This is a genomic window from [Clostridium] polysaccharolyticum (assembly GCF_900111595.1).
GTDB classification, from domain to species: Bacteria; Bacillota; Clostridia; order Lachnospirales; family Lachnospiraceae; genus Clostridium_AI; species Clostridium_AI polysaccharolyticum.
The window spans coordinates 63,349-83,794 of sequence record NZ_FOHN01000011.1 but is presented as its reverse complement, the minus strand read 5'-3'; the positions used below and the strand labels follow the sequence as shown (position 1 = coordinate 83,794).

At 36.2% G+C, this 20,446-nt stretch carries 18 protein-coding genes; 3 read left to right on the top strand and 15 right to left on the bottom strand.

Annotated elements, in window-relative coordinates; all coding sequences use genetic code 11:
• Position 1 precedes the first annotated feature (1 nt).
• The 8 genes from flgL to BMY85_RS08630 form a co-directional block, all read right to left on the bottom strand.
• Positions 2 to 1,492, bottom strand: a complete 1,491-nt coding sequence (gene flgL / locus BMY85_RS08665) for a flagellar hook-associated protein FlgL (RefSeq protein WP_092477883.1) — start codon at positions 1,490 to 1,492, stop codon at positions 2 to 4.
• 27 nt (positions 1,493 to 1,519) lie between these two features.
• Positions 1,520 to 3,343, bottom strand: a complete 1,824-nt coding sequence (gene flgK, locus BMY85_RS08660) for a flagellar hook-associated protein FlgK (RefSeq protein WP_092477882.1) — start codon at positions 3,341 to 3,343, stop codon at positions 1,520 to 1,522.
• A gap of 32 nt (positions 3,344 to 3,375) precedes the next feature.
• Entirely contained in the window at positions 3,376 to 5,178 is a 1,803-nt protein-coding gene (gene flgK / locus BMY85_RS08655) for a flagellar hook-associated protein FlgK (RefSeq protein WP_177180713.1), read from the bottom strand.
• 109 nt (positions 5,179 to 5,287) lie between these two features.
• The gene (locus BMY85_RS08650) at positions 5,288 to 5,800 is read right to left on the bottom strand and encodes a flagellar protein FlgN (RefSeq protein WP_092477880.1); all 513 of its coding nucleotides are present in this window, start codon (positions 5,798 to 5,800) and stop codon (positions 5,288 to 5,290) included.
• 41 nt (positions 5,801 to 5,841) lie between these two features.
• Positions 5,842 to 6,120, bottom strand: a complete 279-nt coding sequence (gene flgM, locus BMY85_RS08645; protein ID WP_092477879.1) for a flagellar biosynthesis anti-sigma factor FlgM — start codon at positions 6,118 to 6,120, stop codon at positions 5,842 to 5,844.
• A gap of 143 nt (positions 6,121 to 6,263) precedes the next feature.
• Positions 6,264 to 7,532, bottom strand: a complete 1,269-nt coding sequence (locus BMY85_RS08640; RefSeq protein WP_092477878.1) for a diaminopimelate decarboxylase — start codon at positions 7,530 to 7,532, stop codon at positions 6,264 to 6,266.
• Positions 7,529 to 8,233, bottom strand: a complete 705-nt coding sequence (locus BMY85_RS08635; protein ID WP_092477877.1) for a TrmB family transcriptional regulator — start codon at positions 8,231 to 8,233, stop codon at positions 7,529 to 7,531. Before BMY85_RS08635 ends, BMY85_RS08640 begins: the two co-directional genes overlap by 4 nt.
• Positions 8,234 to 8,342: 109 nt before the next feature.
• Positions 8,343 to 9,509 carry an FprA family A-type flavoprotein gene (locus BMY85_RS08630; protein WP_092477876.1) on the bottom strand — a complete coding sequence of 389 codons (1,167 nt, stop codon included), beginning with the start codon at positions 9,507 to 9,509 and terminating at the stop codon, positions 8,343 to 8,345.
• Positions 9,510 to 9,764: 255 nt separating this feature from the next.
• Between BMY85_RS08630 and BMY85_RS08625 the strand changes: the two genes are divergently transcribed.
• From BMY85_RS08625 to cptIN, 3 genes are all read left to right on the top strand, one after another.
• Positions 9,765 to 11,702, top strand: coding sequence for a DNA gyrase/topoisomerase IV subunit B (locus tag BMY85_RS08625; RefSeq protein WP_092477875.1), 1,938 nt, complete (start codon positions 9,765 to 9,767; stop codon positions 11,700 to 11,702).
• Between the two features lie 32 nt (positions 11,703 to 11,734).
• A complete protein-coding gene (locus BMY85_RS08620) occupies positions 11,735 to 13,987 on the top strand; it encodes a DNA gyrase/topoisomerase IV subunit A (protein WP_092477874.1) in 2,253 nt (750 codons plus the stop codon).
• 195 nt (positions 13,988 to 14,182) lie between these two features.
• Positions 14,183 to 14,680 carry a type III toxin-antitoxin system CptIN family toxin gene (gene cptIN, locus BMY85_RS08615; RefSeq protein WP_092477873.1) on the top strand — a complete coding sequence of 166 codons (498 nt, stop codon included), beginning with the start codon at positions 14,183 to 14,185 and terminating at the stop codon, positions 14,678 to 14,680.
• 170 nt (positions 14,681 to 14,850) lie between these two features.
• Here cptIN and BMY85_RS08610 read toward each other — a convergent pair whose 3' ends face one another.
• From BMY85_RS08610 to BMY85_RS15605, 7 genes are all read right to left on the bottom strand, one after another.
• Positions 14,851 to 15,543 carry an ABC transporter ATP-binding protein gene (locus tag BMY85_RS08610; RefSeq protein WP_092477872.1) on the bottom strand — a complete coding sequence of 231 codons (693 nt, stop codon included), beginning with the start codon at positions 15,541 to 15,543 and terminating at the stop codon, positions 14,851 to 14,853.
• Positions 15,540 to 16,910 (bottom strand): hypothetical protein, encoded by a 1,371-nt coding sequence (locus BMY85_RS08605; protein WP_092477871.1) that lies wholly within the window; start codon positions 16,908 to 16,910, stop codon positions 15,540 to 15,542. The genes BMY85_RS08610 and BMY85_RS08605 overlap by 4 nt, the downstream gene beginning before the upstream one ends.
• Before the next feature lie 91 nt (positions 16,911 to 17,001).
• The gene (locus BMY85_RS16050; protein ID WP_278280389.1) at positions 17,002 to 17,130 is read right to left on the bottom strand and encodes a hypothetical protein; all 129 of its coding nucleotides are present in this window, start codon (positions 17,128 to 17,130) and stop codon (positions 17,002 to 17,004) included.
• Positions 17,131 to 17,250: 120 nt separating this feature from the next.
• Positions 17,251 to 18,894: a putative polysaccharide biosynthesis protein gene (locus BMY85_RS08600; protein ID WP_092477870.1), complete on the bottom strand. Its 1,644-nt coding sequence runs from the start codon at positions 18,892 to 18,894 to the stop codon at positions 17,251 to 17,253.
• Positions 18,895 to 19,015: 121 nt separating this feature from the next.
• Positions 19,016 to 19,225 carry a hypothetical protein gene (locus tag BMY85_RS08595; RefSeq protein WP_092477869.1) on the bottom strand — a complete coding sequence of 70 codons (210 nt, stop codon included), beginning with the start codon at positions 19,223 to 19,225 and terminating at the stop codon, positions 19,016 to 19,018.
• The gene (locus BMY85_RS08590; RefSeq protein WP_092477868.1) at positions 19,225 to 20,049 is read right to left on the bottom strand and encodes a hypothetical protein; all 825 of its coding nucleotides are present in this window, start codon (positions 20,047 to 20,049) and stop codon (positions 19,225 to 19,227) included. Before BMY85_RS08590 ends, BMY85_RS08595 begins: the two co-directional genes overlap by 1 nt.
• A gap of 92 nt (positions 20,050 to 20,141) precedes the next feature.
• Entirely contained in the window at positions 20,142 to 20,300 is a 159-nt protein-coding gene (locus BMY85_RS15605) for a hypothetical protein (protein WP_177180712.1), read from the bottom strand.
• Between the last annotated feature and the right edge of the window lie 146 nt (positions 20,301 to 20,446).

The window sequence follows — 20,446 nt, the reverse complement described above, 5'->3', positions numbered from 1 at the left end:
TTTATAAGAAATCCAGCAAGCTGTTCTGTGCGATTTTAGCTGTTGCATTTAAAGAAGCATTATAAGCAGTCAATGCTGCCGTATAATTTACAATCGCATCTTCTATATCAACAGTATCATTTGTAGTAAGCATTTCATTAAAAGAAGTAAGCTGGTCTTCCAGTCTGGCTTCTGTCAATTCAAGACGTTTGTAACGGCTTCCAAGATCCGCTACCGCCTTATTTACAGTTGCCTGGACTTTGGTGGTGGTAGTAATGCCATTTCCAAATCTTTCCTGAAGTACACTCTTTTCAAGAGCCAATTCATTTTTTACCTGAGATTTTAACTCGGTTAATGCATCTTTATCTCCTGCATATGTTCCATTTACCAGCATAGTTTCAATCTCAGCCAGTTTATTTTCCGCTGTTTCTACTTTTTCAATCTGATATATGATATCATCAAGCTGATTGATAATTTTGAAATCCACACATTCATTGGCTAATGTATTCACTACTATGTTCTGGCTGAAATTCACTTCATATTCAATGTGCTGATTTGCCGGCTTTGTATATTGATATACATTGCCTTGTGCATCTGTGGCAGTACAGTCAAAATAATGCTCTGGTCTTACATCCCCTTTGTCAAAATTCTGTTTGCTGTAATTCACTTGGAAACTGTACGCTTCATTTAATTTGCTATAAGAATCCTTGCTTAATATAATTTCCCCGGTTTCCTTAATTAGTACTGCCTGATTCGTTCCAACATCATATGCATCTTTATCTGCAACTGAAACAACCTTAACTGGAATATTCTGTGGTGCTGCTCCTTCTGCTGTCTGATAAGAAAGCACTGGCATGATATCATTTCCATCATTATCCTGTGCAATTCCAATTTCATTATAAGCAAGATTCAGCTTATAACCTTTATTGCTGGAAGCCGCATTGCTAGCGTAATCATTGGCAGCTGCGGTATCCGAATATTTTAAGTCTGCTTTGATATAAGTAAAAATCTGCAAATCTGTATCTTTAAATGTCTCTGTTATATTGTACATGGTATCTTTCGATTCTTTATCAAATATAAGCGAAGTATCCGTCCTGTAACCTGTGAATAAATATCTTCCTGCATAATCAGAATTCAAGCACTGAAAGATCTGGTCACGATATTCAGACAAAGTCTGTTTTAACGCAACACGCTCTGAGGTCTCTAATGTATCATTGGAACCTTGGTTAAAATACGTATTCATATTAGTCAAAATCGAATTCACACTGTTTAGTGCAGTTTCTGTATTGGAAATCCACGACATTGCATCCGGAACATTTTTCTTGGCATACTGATCAAGTTCCGCAACGCTTGTTCTGTATTTCAAAGAACGAACTGCTATTACCGGATTCTCAGATGGCCGCTGTATCTTTTGCTGTGTGGAATACTGATTGGCAAGAGTCGACATATTGGTTTTATTCCGGTTAATATTATTCAGTGCATTACTCGTCATCATTTTACTGGTTACTCTCATAAACGCCTTCCCTCCTCTTTCTTCATCTTAAATTCCTAATCCATTGATTAAGGTGTCGTAAATACGGTTCATTGTCTGTATTACTTTAGATGAAAGATTGTATGCATTCTGGAATTTAACCAGATCCATACTTTCTTCATCCTGATCAACACTTGAAACGGACATCCTTTGACTGTCTACTACCTTCAGAATATTTTCCTGGCTAGAAGTAAATGTAGTCGCTTTTTTCGCATCTGTTCCTGAATCGGTCGTCAGCTTTTGAAGAAACATATCTGGTGTACCCTGCTTAAACATTGACGGATCGGTTTTCAAATCTACTAGTTCCTGTAAAATCTCGTTTTTGCTTATGCCATCTACGATTTTCTGGGTACATGCTATTTTATCCGGCTCCCAAACTATGGCATTATTTACAGTAAAGTTTTTACAATTCACACTATAATACGTTGCACTCAGATTTCCATTGGCATTTACATCTGTATCTGGATCTACAGTAGAAGAAAATGTAAAGCTTTCTAAATTTTCAGCAAACTCATATTGTTTATCCGAATTTGCCTGTCTGCCAGTAAAGAAATCCACTCCTTCCACTCCATTTAAATCCTGTCCTTTATTATGAATTGCATTAAACTCCGAAGCATATGTTCTTACAAAATCAGTAAGCTGATTCATATAATATGGGATGCCTTTCGTAGAAACCCTTTTTCCAACCTGTACTTCTTTCCCTGCAACATCCTCTGAAAGAGAAGTTGTCAAATGAAACTTATAGGTGTATTTGCCATTCACCACTTCACAGTCAAAAGAGGAATACTGGTACTCATTAGCTCCAATTGTAAGCACGCCTTTTTGTGCAGGTGCATACAGCCGGCTAATATCATTACAGCTTGTTTCTGTTAAGGTTAAAACGGTTTCGCCTTCTTTGCCGTCACCTGCACCTGATAAATTTTCAAGATTATTGCCATCCCGCATCTGCATTAAAGCTTCAAGCTTTCCTCCCAGTGAACTGCTTTCTTCATTAAATTCCTGTCCATTGCTCCATATCACGTTATATAGGCCATCTATATCCCCTAGGTTATAATAAATATCCAAAGGTTTCACTTCTAATTTATTTGATTCATAGTTGTCTACCAATACCTGTCCATCCATACGAACGGTGAAAATAGTAGACATTCCGTTATCTAATGTTGTCTCGCTTACATCAATATTGGCATACACAGATAACCGGTCTAACAAAAGATTACGGGAATCCCTTAAATCATTGGCATTTTGCCCTGATAATTCAATGGTATTAATCTGCTTGTTTAAAGAAGCAATCTGTGAAGCAAGGGAATTAACCTGTTCCACACAAACTTTAATCTCTTCGTTACAGTCACCCTGCAGCTTTTCTAATGTATTCGCCATAGAATTTACCAGTTCTGTAAATCCTGCTGCCATGCTGGAAACCTGCGTTCTTTTTGCGTTATCACCTGCATCTTTTAAAAGTTCCTGCATAGCAAGATTAAAATTATCAAAAGATTTTGTAATTCCTTCTGCATTTACTTCACTAAATGTATTTTCAATACTAAGCATATAATACTGCTGTGTTGAATAATTGCCATAAATTGCCTGATTGGTTCTGTATTTTGTATCATAATACAAATCCCTTATCTGAATAATACTGTCTGTCACAACTCCCGTACCAATCATGCCATAAGAACTATTGGTTGAAATCGGCTTATTTGCTTTCAAAACGGTCTGCTGTCTTGTATATCCTTCTCGATTGGCATTGGAAACATTGTGTGCTGTTGTATTCATGGAAGCCTGGCTTGCATACAGCCCCGATGTTGCAATAGATAAACCAAAAAATGTGGACGCCATGTTTTTCCCTTCTTTCTATTTAAAATTAAAAATCATCCCATTGAATTAATAATGGTCTCTAACATGTCATTAATTACGTTAATATATTTTGAACTCGCTCCATATGCGTACTGGAAACGAATAATGTTGGTTAATTCCTCTTCTGAAGAAACTCCTAATACCGTAGAACGCTGGTTATCTATATTGCTTGCAACCGTCTGCTGTTCTGCCGCCATGGATTCAAACATATTTCCTTTTGTACCCACTTCCCCAACAAATGCTGTGTAATAATCAGCAAATGTATATTTTGTCAGCTGGTTTGGCGATAGCGTATGTCCTTTTATATTAAATACATCCACCAGCTGCTGGCACTTGCCAAAAGCAAACTGTGCTGTACCGCCACTTAAACTGGTACTGCTCAGTGGAAAAAGTGATACTTCTTTTTGCATCTCATCATTAATCTGAATTGAATCAATAGAGTACAAAGAATATACATTGGCAGGATTTTCTTCATTATAAATATAAATTTTACGAGTCTGCGGATCCCCATTGGCATCTACATAAGACAAATCCGCTTCCATATAACGATCTGTATATTTTCTTTCAAATAGCTCCTGACGAGGTGTGTGGTTTGGATCCATGCCTACCGGTGCATTGGCTTCATCCCATACTTTTACTTTAGACATATCTATTTCCGTACCATCACTGCCTGTCACCGTAAAACCATTCCCATTAATGCCCATCCCTGTCTTATATGTATCAAAAGATACATTTGGACATAACACATCATTAATTGCTGTAACAATGCCATGTATCAGCTGATCAAACTGAGCCATGGTATTCCGGATAACGGAAGAGTTTACTTCTGCATTATATTTCTTTACTGCATCATCAAAGTCTGCATCTGAATTAAAGTTCTCTCTAACCGGAATATCCGTATAATTAGCACTGGTATTTCCTCTTGCTATCAGAATGCCTTTTAAGGAACCAATATTACTGTTATTATCACTTCTGCATTCCTGTGTCAAATCATACAATGGGGTATTCTGTCCATCATCCCACACAACTTCCAAAAGTGATGAAGAATCTTCCACCGTCTTTGTTGTGAGTCCATATACACTTCTGTCCCAGACAAACTGCCTTCCTTCTATACTGACATCCACATTGCCCATATAATCTTCACTGTAGGAAATTTTAACTATCTTCCCAAGTTCATCTAAAAGCTGGTTTCTGCTGTCTCTTAAATCATTGGCATTCTCAGAAGCACATTCATAACGGACAATTTTATCATTCAGTTCTTTGATCTGCTGGCCAATCTGGTTTACTCTATTTACTTTATCCTGTACCTGGGTATTCAGATTTTTTTGATATTTGCCAAATGCATCATAGATACTTTGTGCACGTTCTAATAACGTACTGGCTTCAGATAACACTGCAGCACGTTTTACAATACTGTCCGGTTCTTTCGCCAGTTCCTGCAATGTGTTCCAGAAATACGTAATGTCCTGATGAAACGCTTCTCCCTCTAGCTCCCCTAAAACTGCTTCTATCTCCTGTGTGGCCTCGCTTTGCGCCTCATAAAATCCTTGTCTTCCCACTTCCATGCGGTATGCTTTATCTAAAAAGACATCCCTGACTTGCCGTATTTCCTGAATATTGGTTCCATAACCAACCTGAAGTTCAGAGATATGCGATGTTCCAATAGAATTATATATTGTGTCCTTTGTTACAATCTGCTGTCTGACATAACCTTCTGTATTAATATTGGCAAGGTTATGACCTGCCGTATTTAAACTGGACTGGTTTGTCTTTAAGCCAGAAACTCCGGTCCACATACTTGTCATTATATTTCCCATACTCATCTATCCTCTTCTATTCCAACCATACTACTATGTTTCTTACTGTCACATAAATGTCCTCTATATGAAAATGCAGGATAAACCTGCATCCTGATTCTATATACCATTATTGTTTCGCATCAAACATTCCCCGCTGGCTCATTGGGATATTCTGTGTTGCTGCTGCTCTATTGTAATTATTCACAGGGGCTATCCTGTCGCTTTGTATCACATTCATGCTGAATTCTATCATTTCAAGGGACTGTTCAATCAGTATCTTATTCTGCATATTTAAATCTTTCAGCCTGCCGAGTTTCTTAATGAGAGAATCATGAAGTCTGCCTAGCTTTTCCTGTTCAGCAGGCTGTTTTTCTAACATTGCAACAATTGCTTTTAAATTCAGTTCTTCTGGTTTCCGATTCATTACAATTCCAATGTTAGAAATGATTTTATTCCTATTGTGTTCCAGACTTGTAATCAAGTCTACATAATCCTGTTCTGCAGCAGTAACTCTCTGCAGTTCTTCCAAGTCGTTCTTAATTATAATTTGTGCTTTTTTTTCCACCACTGGAAGGAGTTCTTCATAAACTTTTTCTTCCTTTTCCAGTGTCTGAATCAACTCTTCAATAAGACTCGCCACTAATGAAACCTCACTTTTTTACTATACTGCCTGCTGTTTCCTTAAACAGTCGTGCTAAAATAGCTGTCTGCCATTTTTTCCGCTACTTCTTCACAAGTCACGTTATACGTGCCGGACTTCATACGCTTTTTAATAGCGTTCACTTTATCCCATCTTATATCTTCTGCCTCACTGACTGCTTTTTTAGCAACCTGCAGATCCCTGCCTATATTCGATATCTCGATGCGATCAGATGAAGTTTTTCTGGCACTGGCTACATTGCTTTTTGCACTTGTCTTCTGGTAGATCTGCTCTACCTGCTTAACTGAATTAATTCTCATCTTCACCACAACCCTTCTATTGCTATATTGTTATTATCGGCACATTCATTAAAATCATTAATAAAAATTCTAAAAAATAGAAAAAGGACTCTCTTCATATAACTAATTATGAAAAAAGTCCTTACAAAATATAAAATCTTTCCTTATTGTTTCACATTATCTAAAATATCACAGAAATCAAATGTAGCAAAATAATCTTTTGGTGTTTCTGCTCTACGGATTAATTTTGTTGTACCATCTTCTTGTAAAAGAACTTCTGCTGATTTCAATTTTCCATTGTAATTGTATCCCATTGCAAAACCATGAGCCCCTGTGTCATGAATCACAAGATAATCTCCCATATCAATCTTTGGCAGCATTCTGTCTATTGCAAACTTATCATTATTTTCACATAAGGAGCCTGTAACATCGTATTTGTGGTCACAAGGTGCATCTTCTTTTCCTAGTACCGTAATATGATGATAAGAACCATACATAGCTGGACGCATAAGATTTACAGCACACGCATCCACACCAATATATTCTTTATAAATATGTTTTTCATGAATTGCTTTTGTTACAAGGCATCCATAAGGTGCTAACATAAAACGGCCTAATTCTGTAAAGATTGATACATCTCCCATTCCTGCTGGAACCAGAATTTCATCAAATGCTTTACGAACACCTTCCCCAATCACCATAATGTCATTAGGTTCTTTATCTGGTGTATATGGAATTCCAATACCACCTGATAAATTGATGTACTTAATATCCGCTCCTGTTTTTTCTTTCACTTCTACAGCAAGTTCAAATAAAATCTTTGCTAACATAGGATAATATTCATTGGATACTGTATTGCTTGCTAAGAAAGAATGAATGCCAAACTGTTTTACCCCTTTTGTTTTTAAAATCTTAAATCCTTCTATAAGCTGTTCTTTTGTAAATCCGTATTTTGCATCCCCTGGATTATCCATAATATCCGTTCCCAGCTTAAAGAAGCCTCCTGGATTATAACGGCAGAATATGGTTTCAGGAATACCTGCTGTTTCTTCCAGAAATGCTATATGCGTAAAATCATCTAAGTTAATAAATGCACCTAGTTCTTTCGCTTTCTTAAATTCTTCTGCTGGTGTCACATTAGAGGAAAACATGATATCGCTTCCCGTAAAACCACAAGCTTCTGACATCATAAGTTCTGTTAAGGAAGAACAGTCCGTTCCACAGCCTTCCTCTTGTAATATTTTTAAAATAAATGGATTTGGTGTAGCTTTTACCGCAAAATACTCGCGGAAACCTTTATTCCAGGAAAATGCTTCCTTCAGCTTTCTAGCATTCTCTCTTATTCCCTTTTCATCATATAAATGAAATGGAGTTGGATATTGCTGATTCATTTCCTTTACCTGATCTAATGTTACAAATGTCTTCTTTTTCATTTTTCATTTCCTCCTTGTAAGGTAATTAAGCTGATTTTATTACGAAGCATTTCCTTGTATACAGCAACAAAATTACTGTTTTTTGAATAAAGACATGCCGTATTTTCTCTTTGTGCTGATTCTCCAGTCAATACTTCCTGAGAGTCTATAATCACGCCAAACTGCTGTATAGGACCATCATTCTGATATACTGTAATATGTTCCACTGCACGAAATGGCTTATCGGTAATGATAACAATCTTTATGTTTCTTTTCTGCAGGTTCTCCAGCTCTTGTTTTACTTCTGCTAGTAAATCTTCCCCCGCTAACACATAAATCCTGTATTCTGCATTCTGGATCATATTTCGCAGCTGATTCATCACATGTTTTTTTCCTGTAATAGTCACATATCCTTGACATTCCACAAGTTTATCTGGCGCACTCTCAATTAAGCTTTCTCTAAGGGTTTTCAGATTTCTGATAATGTTGGCACTAAAATCTTTCACATCCACCGGAATGTATTTGGTGACATTTCCTTCTATCACATATGCAGCACCTTTCTCTACAAGGCCTGCAAGCCCATTGTACGTATTGGACCTCGAAATTCCTGTAAGCTTCGCCGCCTCATATCCTGTAACTTCTCCATGTAATAATAAAGTCTGGTAAATAGTTGCTTCCTGCCTTGTCAAACCAAATTCTAATAATCTATCTATAAATTCCATTGGCCACCCTCTTCTAATAGTGTTTCTTTTTAGGAATACTATAACATCCTTCCATGCAAAAGTCAATTTGGCAAGACCTTTATAAACAATAATTTTTCTCAATTTCTACTTATATCAATGTTTCAATTGAAGTTTCGATGGTATTAAGCACTTCTTCACTTGGAATATATGTAGTTTTTATAGGATCGCAAATGATTTCACATCCAATTTCTTTTAACTTATCCTGGATTTTTACCACTGCCTGACCTCCCCAGCCATAAGAACCAAATGCAAATGCTTTCTTATTTTCTGGATGGAGTCCTTCCATATAGCACAAGAAACCTGCTACTGTAGGCATCATCGTATTATTCAATGTAGGGGAACCTACTGCTATATATTTGGCATCTAGTACTTCTGTCATAATATCTGAAATATGATTTTCCTTTAAATCATAAAGCTTTGTCTCCACACCCTTCTTTGCGAATCCCTCTAAAATTGCATGGGCCATCTTTTCTGTAGAATGCCACATAGAGTCATAGACAATAATCGCCTTGTCCTTTGCTTTTCCTGTTGCAAATTCCTCGTATTTATCCAGAATTTCTGCAATATGCTTTGTCCAGATAATTCCGTGGCTTGGACAAATCATTTCCAAATCAAGAGTTCTTACAATCTCAAGAGCCTTCGCAGCCTGTTTTCCATAAAGCATCAAAATATTGGCATAATATTTTTTTGCTTCCTGATATACTTCTTCCAGATTCACATCTACATCAAAATGCTTGCTTGAGGCAAAATGCTGCCCAAATGCATCGTTGGAAAATAAAATTTTCTCCTCTGGACAATAGGTAACCATATTATCAGGCCAATGAAGCATTGGTGTTGCTACAAAAGCAAGGCTTCTCTTTCCTATGGATAAAGTCTCACCGGCTTTTACCGCCATATAATTATAATCACTTCCATAGTGTGCCTGAAGACCTTTTAATCCACTTGGAGCACTGGTTACAATTACTGCATTTTTTGCTACTTCCATAATAGCTGGAATTCCACTGGAATGATCCATTTCCACATGATTGGATACTACATAATCAATTTTGGAAGGATCTATAATATCAGAAATACGTCTAATTAATTCTTCTGCAAACGGAGCTTTCACGGTATCAATAAGTGTTATTTTTTCATCAATAATTAAGTACGCATTATAAGTTGCCCCCCGATTAGTTGAATAACCATGAAAGCTTCGAACATTCCAATCTGCTGCCCCTACAAAATAAATTCCTTCTCTTACTTCAACACAATTCATCCCTATATTCCCTCCTGAAATTTTTCAATTATAAATAGTAATAGTTCTTATTATTATAATTCTTTTTCTTTTTTCTGTCAATCTTTATTCTATTCTTCTGCTATGAACGATTTCTTGGAAAATTTGTCAAAACAGGAAACAAGAATGAAGATGAGTTTATATGGAATTTTATTACTTGCTGTGTTATAATACCTAATTATTGAGTTTTTCAAGGTGATTGAAAAATCATAATTTGATAAACAAAGGAGTTTTTAAATGGAACAATATAACGGTAGTCAAATTGTTATTTTAGAAGGATTAGAAGCAGTCCGCAAAAGACCTGGCATGTATATCGGAAGCACTGGTTCTAGAGGTCTCCACCATTTAATTTGGGAAATTCTAGACAATGGCATTGATGAACATCTTGCAGGCTTTTGTTCTGAAATCCAAATCATTCTTCAAAAAGATGGCGGGATTACCATTCAGGATAATGGCCGTGGTGTTCCTGTGGACATTCATCCTGCAAAAAAAATACCTACAGCCCGTGTTGTATATACGATTCTTCATGCGGGGGGCAAATTCGGCAATACAGCATACAAAGTATCCGGTGGCCTTCATGGGGTTGGTGCTTCCGTTGTGAATGCTCTTTCTTCCAAATTAACAGTTGAGATCAAACGTAACGGAGAGGTTTACCGTGATTCCTATGAAAATGGCGGACATCCAGCTACTGCATTAGTAGATGGTTTTCTTCCTGTGGTAGGAAAATGCAAAAAAAGCGATACTGGAACAAAAGTTACTTTTTATCCAGATGCTTCTATTTTTGAAACAGTAGAATTCAAATCCGAAGTAATACAGAAGAAACTAAAAGAAATTGCCTTTCTTAACAAAAATTTAAAAATCAATTTTACAGATGAATTTACAGGTACAACAACTACCTATCTGGAAGAGTACGGAATTAAAAGTTTTGTCCGTTATCTGAACAGAGATGCGGAAGTTTTAAATGAGGAAGTTGTTTATGTAGAAGGTGCTAGTGGCGACATCGAAGTGGAAGCAGCTTTCCAGTACACCAGGAACTTTAACGAACAGATTTATTCCTATTGTAATAGAATTAATGTAGTAGACGGTGGTACTCTTGTAACTGGCTTTAAAACTGCATTGACTAGAGTTATGAATCAGTATGCCAGAGAACTAGGCATTCTAAAGGATAAGGATGATAATTTTGACGGCCGTGATATCCGTAATGGACTTGTTGCCATCATTTCCATAAAGCATCCAGATCCTCAGTTTGAAGGCCAGACCAAAACAAAGCTTGGTAATACGGATGCCAAAACTGCTGTTGACGATGTGTTCAGTACTCAAGTACAACGTTATTTTGATAAAAATGTAGACGAATTAAAGAAGATCCTTGACAACTCCATGCGTTCTTATAATGCAAGAAAAGCCGGGGATAAGGCTCGAACAGCTGCTTTAAAACAGTTAAATGATGTGGATACCAAGAGCAAGCTGGCTGCATGTTCCTCCAAAAAAGCGGAAGAATGTGAAGTGTATATCGTCGAAGGAGATTCCGCTGGTGGTACAGTGAAAACAGCAAGAAACCGTAAAACACAGGCTGTTCTGCCGTTGCGTGGAAAAATTCTAAATGTAGAAAAAGCAACTTTAGATAAAATTCTAGTAAACAATGAAATCAAATCCATGATTGCATCCTTTGGATGTGGCATTGGAGACGATTTTGATATTAATAAACTTCGCTACGGCAAAATTATCATTTTAACAGATGCAGATGTAGATGGAGCCCACATCAGCACGCTTTTATTAACCTTCTTCTACCGCTTTATGCCTGAGCTAATTCATGAAGGAAAAGTGTACCGTGGTCTTCCACCATTATATAAAGTAGAATATGAAACTGCAGAAGCTGGAAAACGTGGCAAAAAGAAAAAGTCCGAATACATTTATAATGATTTCGAACTAGAGAAATTCAAACGAATTCCTGGCAACAGGATTCTTCACGTACAAAGGTACAAAGGTCTTGGTGAAATGGATGCGGAACAGCTTTGGGAAACTACCCTGAATCCAGAATCCAGAATTCTTGCCCAGGTTACTATTAGTGATCCTGCGGATGCAGATGAAATTACGAAGAAGCTCATGAGTAGTGAGGTACCTCCAAGAAGAGCTTTTATTATGGAAGAAGCAAAATATGCTAACATTGATACCTAAAAGGTCATGAAAAAGAATGGTGAGGTACGATAATGAATAAGATAATGGATAATATTATACAATTGGATTTTTCCGAGGAAATGCGCACATCATATCGAGACTACGCCATGAGCGTTATCATTTCCCGTGCATTGCCAGATGTGCGGGACGGACTAAAACCCGTGCAAAGAAGAATCCTATATGCTATGAAGGAATTAGGTTTAAATCCAGACAAGCCGCACAGAAAAAGCGCACGTATTGTCGGAGATACCATGGGTAAATACCATCCACATGGTGATTCCTCAATTTATGATGCTTTGGTTCATATGTCACAAGATTATTCTCTCCAGATTCCACTTGTAGATGGTCATGGCAACTTTGGTTCCATTGATGGAGACGGTGCAGCTGCTATGCGTTACACGGAAGCTCGTCTTTCCACAGGAGCGATTACGCTATTAGAACATTTGGATAAAGGGCTAGTTGAATTTATTCCTAACTTTGATGAAAGCGAAAAAGAACCTAGTGTTTTGCCTGCTATGCTGCCAAACTTGTTAATCAATGGTACAACGGGAATTGCTGTCGGCATGGCCACAAATATTCCCCCACATAATCCTTGTGAGGTGATTGATGGCGTTATTTCCTACATGGACAACCCAGCCATTACAATGGAAGGGCTGATGGAATACATTAAAGCACCCGATTTTCCAACAGGTGGTTCCATTGTAAACAAAGCTGATTTAAAAACGATCTATGAACAGGGCGAAGGACGTATCAAGATTCGTGCAAAATGTGAAATTGAACCAGGTGACAATGGCCGGAAAAATATTGTTATTACTGAGATTCCTTACACGGCTGCAGGTAATAAAACAAAACTGGTGGAAAACTTAGCAGCTCTTATGAAAGACAAAGTTTTTGATGAGATGTATGACGTAAGGGATGAGTCTTCCAAGGAAGGCATCCGAATTATTATTGAAGTAAAAAAGGACCGTGATGCAGAGAACCTGTTAAATGGCTTGTATAAGAAAACAGCTATGGAAGATACCTATAGTGTGAATCTTCTTGCTGTTAAAGAAAAACAGCCTATTACTTTTAATTTAAAATCTTTAATTAGTGAGTTTGTATCCTTCCAGATAGAGCTGTATACAAAGGAATATGAATACATGCTGCACAAAGCAAATCAAAGGCTGGAAATCGTAAAAGGTCTGGTACGTGCTACGGATATTATAGATTTAATTATTGAAATATTACGTGGAAGTTCTTCCGTGAAACAGGCAAAAGAATGTTTAATGACAGGAAAAACAGATGACATTCGCTTTAAGTCTGAAGAATCCAGACGTACTGCTTCCACTCTTGATTTTACAGAACGTCAGGCAGAAGCAATTCTATCTATGCAATTAAGCAAATTAATTGGCTTGGAAATCCTAAAGCTTCACGAAGAAAGCGATTCTTTAATACAAGATATCGAGAAGTACACAACGGTTCTTGGAAACCAAAAAGAACTATACAAAGTGATTAAGCAAAGACTAAGAAGTTATAAGAAAATGTTTCCGCAAGAGAGAAAAACAATGCTTGAGAATGCAGGTGCTAAAGACTATGTGGAAGAAGTAAAAATAGAAGATCTTTACATTTTAGTGGATCGCTTCGGATATACAAAATCTATTGATGCTGCAAGCTATCAGCGTCTAGGCAAAGAAACCCTAATGGAATATGTTCATCAGGTTCCTATACAGAATACGGATAAACTTTGCCTGTTCACTGCCGAAGGAAATATGTACCAAATCAAAGTCTCTAGTATTCCTAGATGTAAGATACGTGATAAAGGTACTTTAATTCATAATCTATGCAAAGTAGGCAAAGAAGAGATTCTGCTTTTCATTTCTTTCGAAGCATTATTTGAAAGCATGGTCTTCTTTGCAACTAAAGATGGTTTTGTAAAACTGGTTTCTGGTGCGGAGTTTGAAACGATACGTTCATGCATCGCAGCGACAAAGTTAGCAGATGGCGACCGTCTAGCTGGTATTAATGCCGTATCTGCCCACCAGTTAAACTCAGAAAATATGAAAGTAATTCTTTTAACCGAAAAAGGGGCTTCCTTAGGCTATATCTTAAACGAAACAAGTGAAATGAAGAAAAACAGCCGAGGTGTAAAAGGAATTGATTTAGATGGTAATGACAAAGTTCTTTATGCTTGTGTCCTTGAGCCTGAAATTGAAGAGTTTGCCTTTGATGACAAGCGTTATAATGTCAAAAAAGTACGTATGAAGAAACGTGCTGCCAAAGGAACAAAATCACAACTTACGTTATAAAAAATAGCACTTCTTTTTTCTCTCACTTAAATAAATTTGACATTAAATTTGTATAATCTTTTTGTTGCAATATAGGTAGCTGCATACTTATATTAAACCATAAAAGCCCGACTTCTTGAAGTCTGGCTTTTGTGGTTTAGAGACTATTGCATTAATTTAGTGCGACACCCCCTTTTTTTGTACATAAGGAGAATTGTGGAAGTAGGGAAATTATATTTTGTAAAAGATGAATTTTATGAAAAATTCAAAGGATGCGGATTATTAGAAAATAAAGAAATGGTGAATGGCAAACAACACGGAAGACCATGTTGTTACTTGTTTAAGTTTAATAATTCAGATGAAGAAATCTATTGGATGATTCCAATATCATCAAAAATATCTACGTATAAAGCGGAATATGATAAATCAATTAAAAAGTATTCTATATGTGATAATATTAGTTTTGGATATGTATTAGGTGAGCAAAGAGCTTTCTTGCCACAGAATTTATTTCCAGTAACAAAGAATTATATTATTGGAACTTATAAAGATATTAATACAGGCTTGGATATTGTGATTCCAAAAGATTTAGTTGCTGACTTGAATAAGAAGGCTAGAAAGAAAATTCGTTATAATCAACAGGGTAAAAAATTTGGAATGACTGATATTATGAGAATATATAATGAATTAATCAAAGAAGTTGCCATTAAATAATGAATTATATTTGTAGTTGAAAACCGCCTCTATACCATGTTCACATTAGGTTAGGGGCGGTTTTTCAATATTAATTTTACATCAACTGCCGAATACTTTCGAGTCTTTGGCAGTTTTTTGTACGAAAAAGGAGCTACGCACTAACGACTTAGTGCGATAGCCCCGTTATTCTATAGATATAATTCTTTGTACACTTCTTCCAAGTTGACATTGTCTGTTCCAGAAACAATTCTCTCAACTTGTCCATCTTTTATGAAAATATTCTTCGTGCTGATACTTGATATAAAATCCAGGATATGACTAGATACAATGATAATACAACCTCTTCTTTTTGCCTCTTCAATATACCTTTTCAAGGTTATAATTCCTTTTGTATCTACTGCATTCGTTGGCTCATCCAGTATAATAAGCTTAGGAAATCTCATGATTGCAAGCAGAATACCTATCTTTTTCCGCATTCCAACTGAATAATTCTTTAACTTCATATGGCGGCTTTCCCATAAATCAAAATCTTGAAGCATTTTTGAGATCTCTGTTTCCTCATCACCATTGAAATACTTGAATTTTAGCACATTGACCATTTCAACTAATTCATATCCTGTCATATTAAAATCAAATTTTAAGTTTTCTGGAAGGTATCCTATTCTTCTTTTCGTATCTGCCTCTAATGTATTTTTATCATCAAGAAGTACATAACCTTTATCCAATTTCAATAACCCTGCAATCCCCTTTAATGATGTAGATTTACCAGAACCATTAGGGCCGATTAAGGAAATTACTTCCCCATCCATACATTTCAAACTTAAATTGTGGATACCTTTGTTCTTTTCATATCGCTTTGTAATTCCTTCTATCTGAATCAAGACTCTTCCCCCCTATATTCCATACTTCTATGGTATTTTATAAGCTTGCCCAAGAAAAAAAGCATAACTATTATTCCAAACGACGTAATGGATAATACAGTTCCAGTAAAAAACTCATAAGCCTCGTATATTTGTGAGTCCATATCTATTTTGCGTACGAATAAATAATAAAAATTAAAGCAGACAAAAAAGATGGTCCGGTATCCCATAAGAAGGAGCAGTACACATACTTCTTTACAGGACAAATGTCTTGCTAAGACTCCATATACCATTCCCAGCAATATAAACGTATATAAATAAAAGAATGCCGATATGCTATGATAAATAAACATTCTTTTTGTGTCATATCCAATGGCACGATACAATTCCAAATTACAGCTATCTTCCCGGACCCGATACATAATAAGAGCCGATAGCATAGCGATAATTACATTTGCAATGTAATAGACTAATTTTTCATCTTTACAATAAAATATCAAGATAAACCAGATCATTCCCAAAAACACCTTAGTAATAAAGCAGTTAAAATTCTGGCAATAAAGCATATAATTCACTTTTACAATCTGATAGATTCGTTTTCCTCTAAATTTAAGCAGAATATCACGCATTGGAACCCAGAATGGAATTCCTATTACCTTTGTTTCTTCTTCACCAAACAACGCATGCTTGCGAATAAAACGCAAATACAAAAACTCAGTACCTATAATAAATATATGAACAAAAATACCTCCAAGCGGCTTATTAGAGAAATCCGTAACCTGCTCAAATATCTCTTGGAACACAGGAATACTTTTCTTAACACGCAAAATAACCTGCAACCGTTTCTGTAATAAAATAATAAGAAACAGTGCAAGCGAACTCACTAATACTGCTATTCTTTTTATAATATAAAATGCTCTCCCAAGTTTTAATCTGTGATAATGCCAGGTTTTTATGAAATATAAAAAAATAAATATGTACCAGAATACGCCAGCCTCCAAAATAAGCATATAGATAACTGAAGCATCTATCAGAAAAACATTCATTATCGAAAAAACTGACATAACAAAGAAATACATATACCTTATCTGGTATGCTGCTACAAAAAACACTGCTTGATTGGACATTCCCAGCATTTTTAAAGTATCTATCTCGCTATATTGAAATACCGAAAGCCTCCGGTAAAGCAAAAAGCCAATCATGCCTGTAAATCCTATAATCAGGCAACTACAATAACTCTGCATTCTATACAATCCATCATGAACAAAAAAGCGACATGAATAATCTATTATACATAGAATCCCTATAAGCCCCCACATCAAAACACGATTCCACGCTTTGATTTTCAAATAATACATCGCCTGATTCAGATCCTGTCTAAGTTTCAACCTCTGATCATCCTCACCTATTCTCCTTTGTGCAAGAACCCCCCATATACTTTGCACAAAGAAGTTTAAAAAAATCCTTTTTTATTATCCCTTATCTTACGACTTTCGTGCTAAATATCTGTCCGTAAACGAATGCAGCAAATCCTACTACTAAGTAAGTACTCACTCTAACCCCTCCTTGAACAAGAATCATGTTTTTGAAATCAACTCCTTGAAACATCTCCTATTTTACTCCTACTTGACTCAATAAACAATAGGTCTTTTGTCTTGTATTATATTTTTAATATAAGTCAAAAAAACAAGGAGAAACTCTGTCCTCCTTGTTTCGCCTTTATTCTCATTATAACAGCCTTAATTTTTTCGCAGCTCTTATCAGTAAATTTCCCTTAGGAAGTGTTCTCATATCTTCTTCATCTAAAATCTTCATCTTTAATACAATTGCAAAATACGCCACCATAGCAATTACTATAGTAAATGTAAGACACACACGGTTCTTTAAGCTATAATTTCCAATTGGCATAACCAAAGAAAACAGGTAATATGAACCCCAGGCAATTGCTCCCATAACAAAGGAAGCAATCAAAGGCTTTATAAATGTTTCTATAATATCAAGCCCATAGCCAAGATATTTCCGTATGGAAACCTGATTTAGTACACACATTACAAATGAATATACATTCATTGCCAACGCAAGTCCGAATAACCCCAAACCCAAATACAGCACAGCAACCAGCACGACAGTTTGTACAATAAGTGCAACAGCTGCATTAATCATAGGAACATTTACCTTTCCAATACCTTGGAGTACCCCATTCGTTAAAGTTGATAATGCATAGAAAATAACACTTACGCTTAACACTCTTAACAAATCTGCTGCTAACACAAGGGATTCTTTCTGTGGAAACAGAAATCCAACTACTTCTTTTGGCAGTACAAACATTGCAACGGAACATGGAATAGAAATAAGCATTGTAGTTCGAATTCCTGTCTGTATTTTATTATTCGTTTCCTCCTCATCTCCAGTAGCATAGCTTCCTGAAATCATAGGAATCATTGCTGCCGCCATTGCAGAGGCAAGAGCAATAGGTATATTCATAATAACAGTGGTTTTCCCACCAAACACACCATAGTTTGATGCAATCACAGCACTCGGCATATGAAATTCTGCCTTTAAGATCATATGGTAAATCTTCTGATTGACCACTGTACTGGAATTATATATAAAAGTACTCAAAATAACAGGTGTGACCATAAGAAAGATAATCTGGAAAATATGCTGATAGGAATCAACTTCTTTTCTGCGGTCTTTTGCTATTCTGCTGCGGATATAGTTTCTATTTAATAAGTAAATCAGATACATGAATATAAGTGCAATTAAAACTCCTGCCCCCGTACCTAATGCACTGCCGGCCGCCCCATACACAGCCCGAGTTGTATGATCTTTATCGGCAACTGCCTGTGTAAACATATATGCAGCACCGATACTGACTACAGCATTTAATATCTGTTCGATGATTTGAGAAAATGAAGTCTGTACCATTGTTCCGTGAGCCTGGAAGTAGCCTCTAAGCACTCCTAGCAGCCCTGAGAAAAAAATCGTAGGTGCAAAAATCCTCAAAACAACAACGGAGCTTTTAGGTACAAGCCATTTTGCACCAAAAAACGTGAATAAACTAAATATGCCTCCAACAATTACAACATATATTAAAGCACACTTAAAAATCCTGTGGGCATTTTTATATTGCCGTAATGCAAGCCGCTCTGCAATAACTTTAGATACCGCTGAAGGAATACTATATGACGATATAAGCAAAATAATTGCATACATATTATACGCATTGGAATAATACCCATTGCCCTCGTCACCAATTACACTTGTCAACGGACTTCGATACAGCAAACCAATGATCCTGCAGATAATCCCCGTTGCTGCAAGAATACTCGCCTGAACGATAAATCCATCCTTGTTGTCTTTCTTTCCCATTATATTTACCATCTTTCATTCCATATTTGCGAAACACTCATATACCATTATACGAAAAATATGAAAAAAAGCAAATAAGAATACTATTTTATCAGTTGACAGCTTTCACAATTATGTAAACTCAGACTCTCAATAAAAAAACGGAAACAACCCCAAAGAACAATAGTAATAACGAGCATAATATGTCAATTGGACCCTTCTCAATTTCTGCCATTCCTTTTTCTTCAATTACACCCTTTCTCCTTAAAACAGACCAGACAATTCCTGCAAGGCCTCCAATAAAAAATACCCATAGAAACACATTTTCTTTTTGTAAAAAATATTGTAACATCAGCCTTCTCCTTTCTCATTCTGAATAACTGGATTCCAAACAGTTACTGAATACATCTCCCCTAATTCCAATCTTTTTTTATCCACATTATATGTATAGCAGCCAGAAATGTCACCAAAGATATCTTTCCCTCCCTTTGCAGAAAAGCAGGCATATCCTTTCAGCTTTTTCTGGGATACATCATATTCCACAGTTAACTTGCTGTTATTCCAGACCGCTTCTGTTACTTCTTGAATGTTTCCATTTACCTCACCAAAATAAATATGATGGTTGGCATCTGTCGCCTTGCAAATTGTCTTCTTTCCAGCCTGTCTAACCGGTTCTATCTTAATTCTTGGAACAAAACAGGAAACATCTTCTTCATAGGTTATCAGTTCCATACGCCGCAGATCCACTACCACACAATTGCCATTATTTCCATCAATTCCACTAACTGGCTCATTATATATAAGCTCACAGAATCCATCTTCTGTGATATCAGCCAAATAGACATTGGCATTGGCACTCAAAAAACCGTAGATTGGAAACGTCACTGATTTTCCAAGATAATACACTGCTGCCCTGGTCTGTTCCCTATTCACTTGTACTTTAATTCTTTCATCTGGTGCAAAAAGTTCATAATACGGAGCTCCATCTCTCCATACTTCTGATAACTCGAATTGGTTAAAGAAATGATTTTGATTATAATGCTGAAAATAACTGTATTCTCTAAGATGTGAACATCGAATATCCATGTAAGAACTTATTCTTCCTTGTATCTGCACAGAAACGCTGCATAATACTGCTATCATAAACACTGCAGATACCGACTTAAGTCTTTTCATGCCTATACGCCCCCTAGTTAATAAAGATTTCTTTAATATTGGCCAAGCCCTCTTTCTATAACTATTTCGTGGACATATATTTTATACATATTTTATTGCTGCTCTATCCTATGTTCTAATCTGCTCTCCTCTGCTTGAAAAAGATGCAATGCTGTCCAGGCGGTTCCCCATAGAGTAATTCCTATGAAAATTGCAGTCAGCAGTCCAACTAGTACCATGATATAACCTTTTTTACTATGTTTTACTGACAATTGCTTTCCTCCTCACATTTTTTCTTTTCCCAAAATTATATCATATTTTGAAAGAAAACTTTATTCATGTCAATTTTTCACCCTTTGTTGTAAAAAAACATAATTATTTCTTTCCATATACTTCATTTAAAATACTGCACACTGTA

Coding starts and splice junctions, on each gene's coding strand:
- flgL (WP_092477883.1), bottom strand. CDS start 1,492: ATGAGAGTAACCAGTAAAATGATGACGAGTAATGCACTGAATAATATT.
- flgK (WP_092477882.1), bottom strand. CDS start 3,343: ATGGCGTCCACATTTTTTGGTTTATCTATTGCAACATCGGGGCTGTAT.
- flgK (WP_177180713.1), bottom strand. CDS start 5,178: ATGGGAAATATAATGACAAGTATGTGGACCGGAGTTTCTGGCTTAAAG.
- flgM (WP_092477879.1), bottom strand. CDS start 6,120: ATGAGAATTAATTCAGTTAAGCAGGTAGAGCAGATCTACCAGAAGACA.
- BMY85_RS08640 (WP_092477878.1), bottom strand. CDS start 7,532: ATGAAAAAGAAGACATTTGTAACATTAGATCAGGTAAAGGAAATGAAT.
- BMY85_RS08635 (WP_092477877.1), bottom strand. CDS start 8,233: ATGGAATTTATAGATAGATTATTAGAATTTGGTTTGACAAGGCAGGAA.
- BMY85_RS08630 (WP_092477876.1), bottom strand. CDS start 9,509: ATGAATTGTGTTGAAGTAAGAGAAGGAATTTATTTTGTAGGGGCAGCA.
- BMY85_RS08625 (WP_092477875.1), top strand. CDS start 9,765: ATGGAACAATATAACGGTAGTCAAATTGTTATTTTAGAAGGATTAGAA.
- BMY85_RS08620 (WP_092477874.1), top strand. CDS start 11,735: ATGAATAAGATAATGGATAATATTATACAATTGGATTTTTCCGAGGAA.
- BMY85_RS16050 (WP_278280389.1), bottom strand. CDS start 17,130: ATGTTTCAAGGAGTTGATTTCAAAAACATGATTCTTGTTCAAGGAGGG.
- BMY85_RS08600 (WP_092477870.1), bottom strand. CDS start 18,894: ATGGGAAAGAAAGACAACAAGGATGGATTTATCGTTCAGGCGAGTATT.
- BMY85_RS08595 (WP_092477869.1), bottom strand. CDS start 19,225: ATGTTACAATATTTTTTACAAAAAGAAAATGTGTTTCTATGGGTATTT.
- BMY85_RS08590 (WP_092477868.1), bottom strand. CDS start 20,049: ATGAAAAGACTTAAGTCGGTATCTGCAGTGTTTATGATAGCAGTATTA.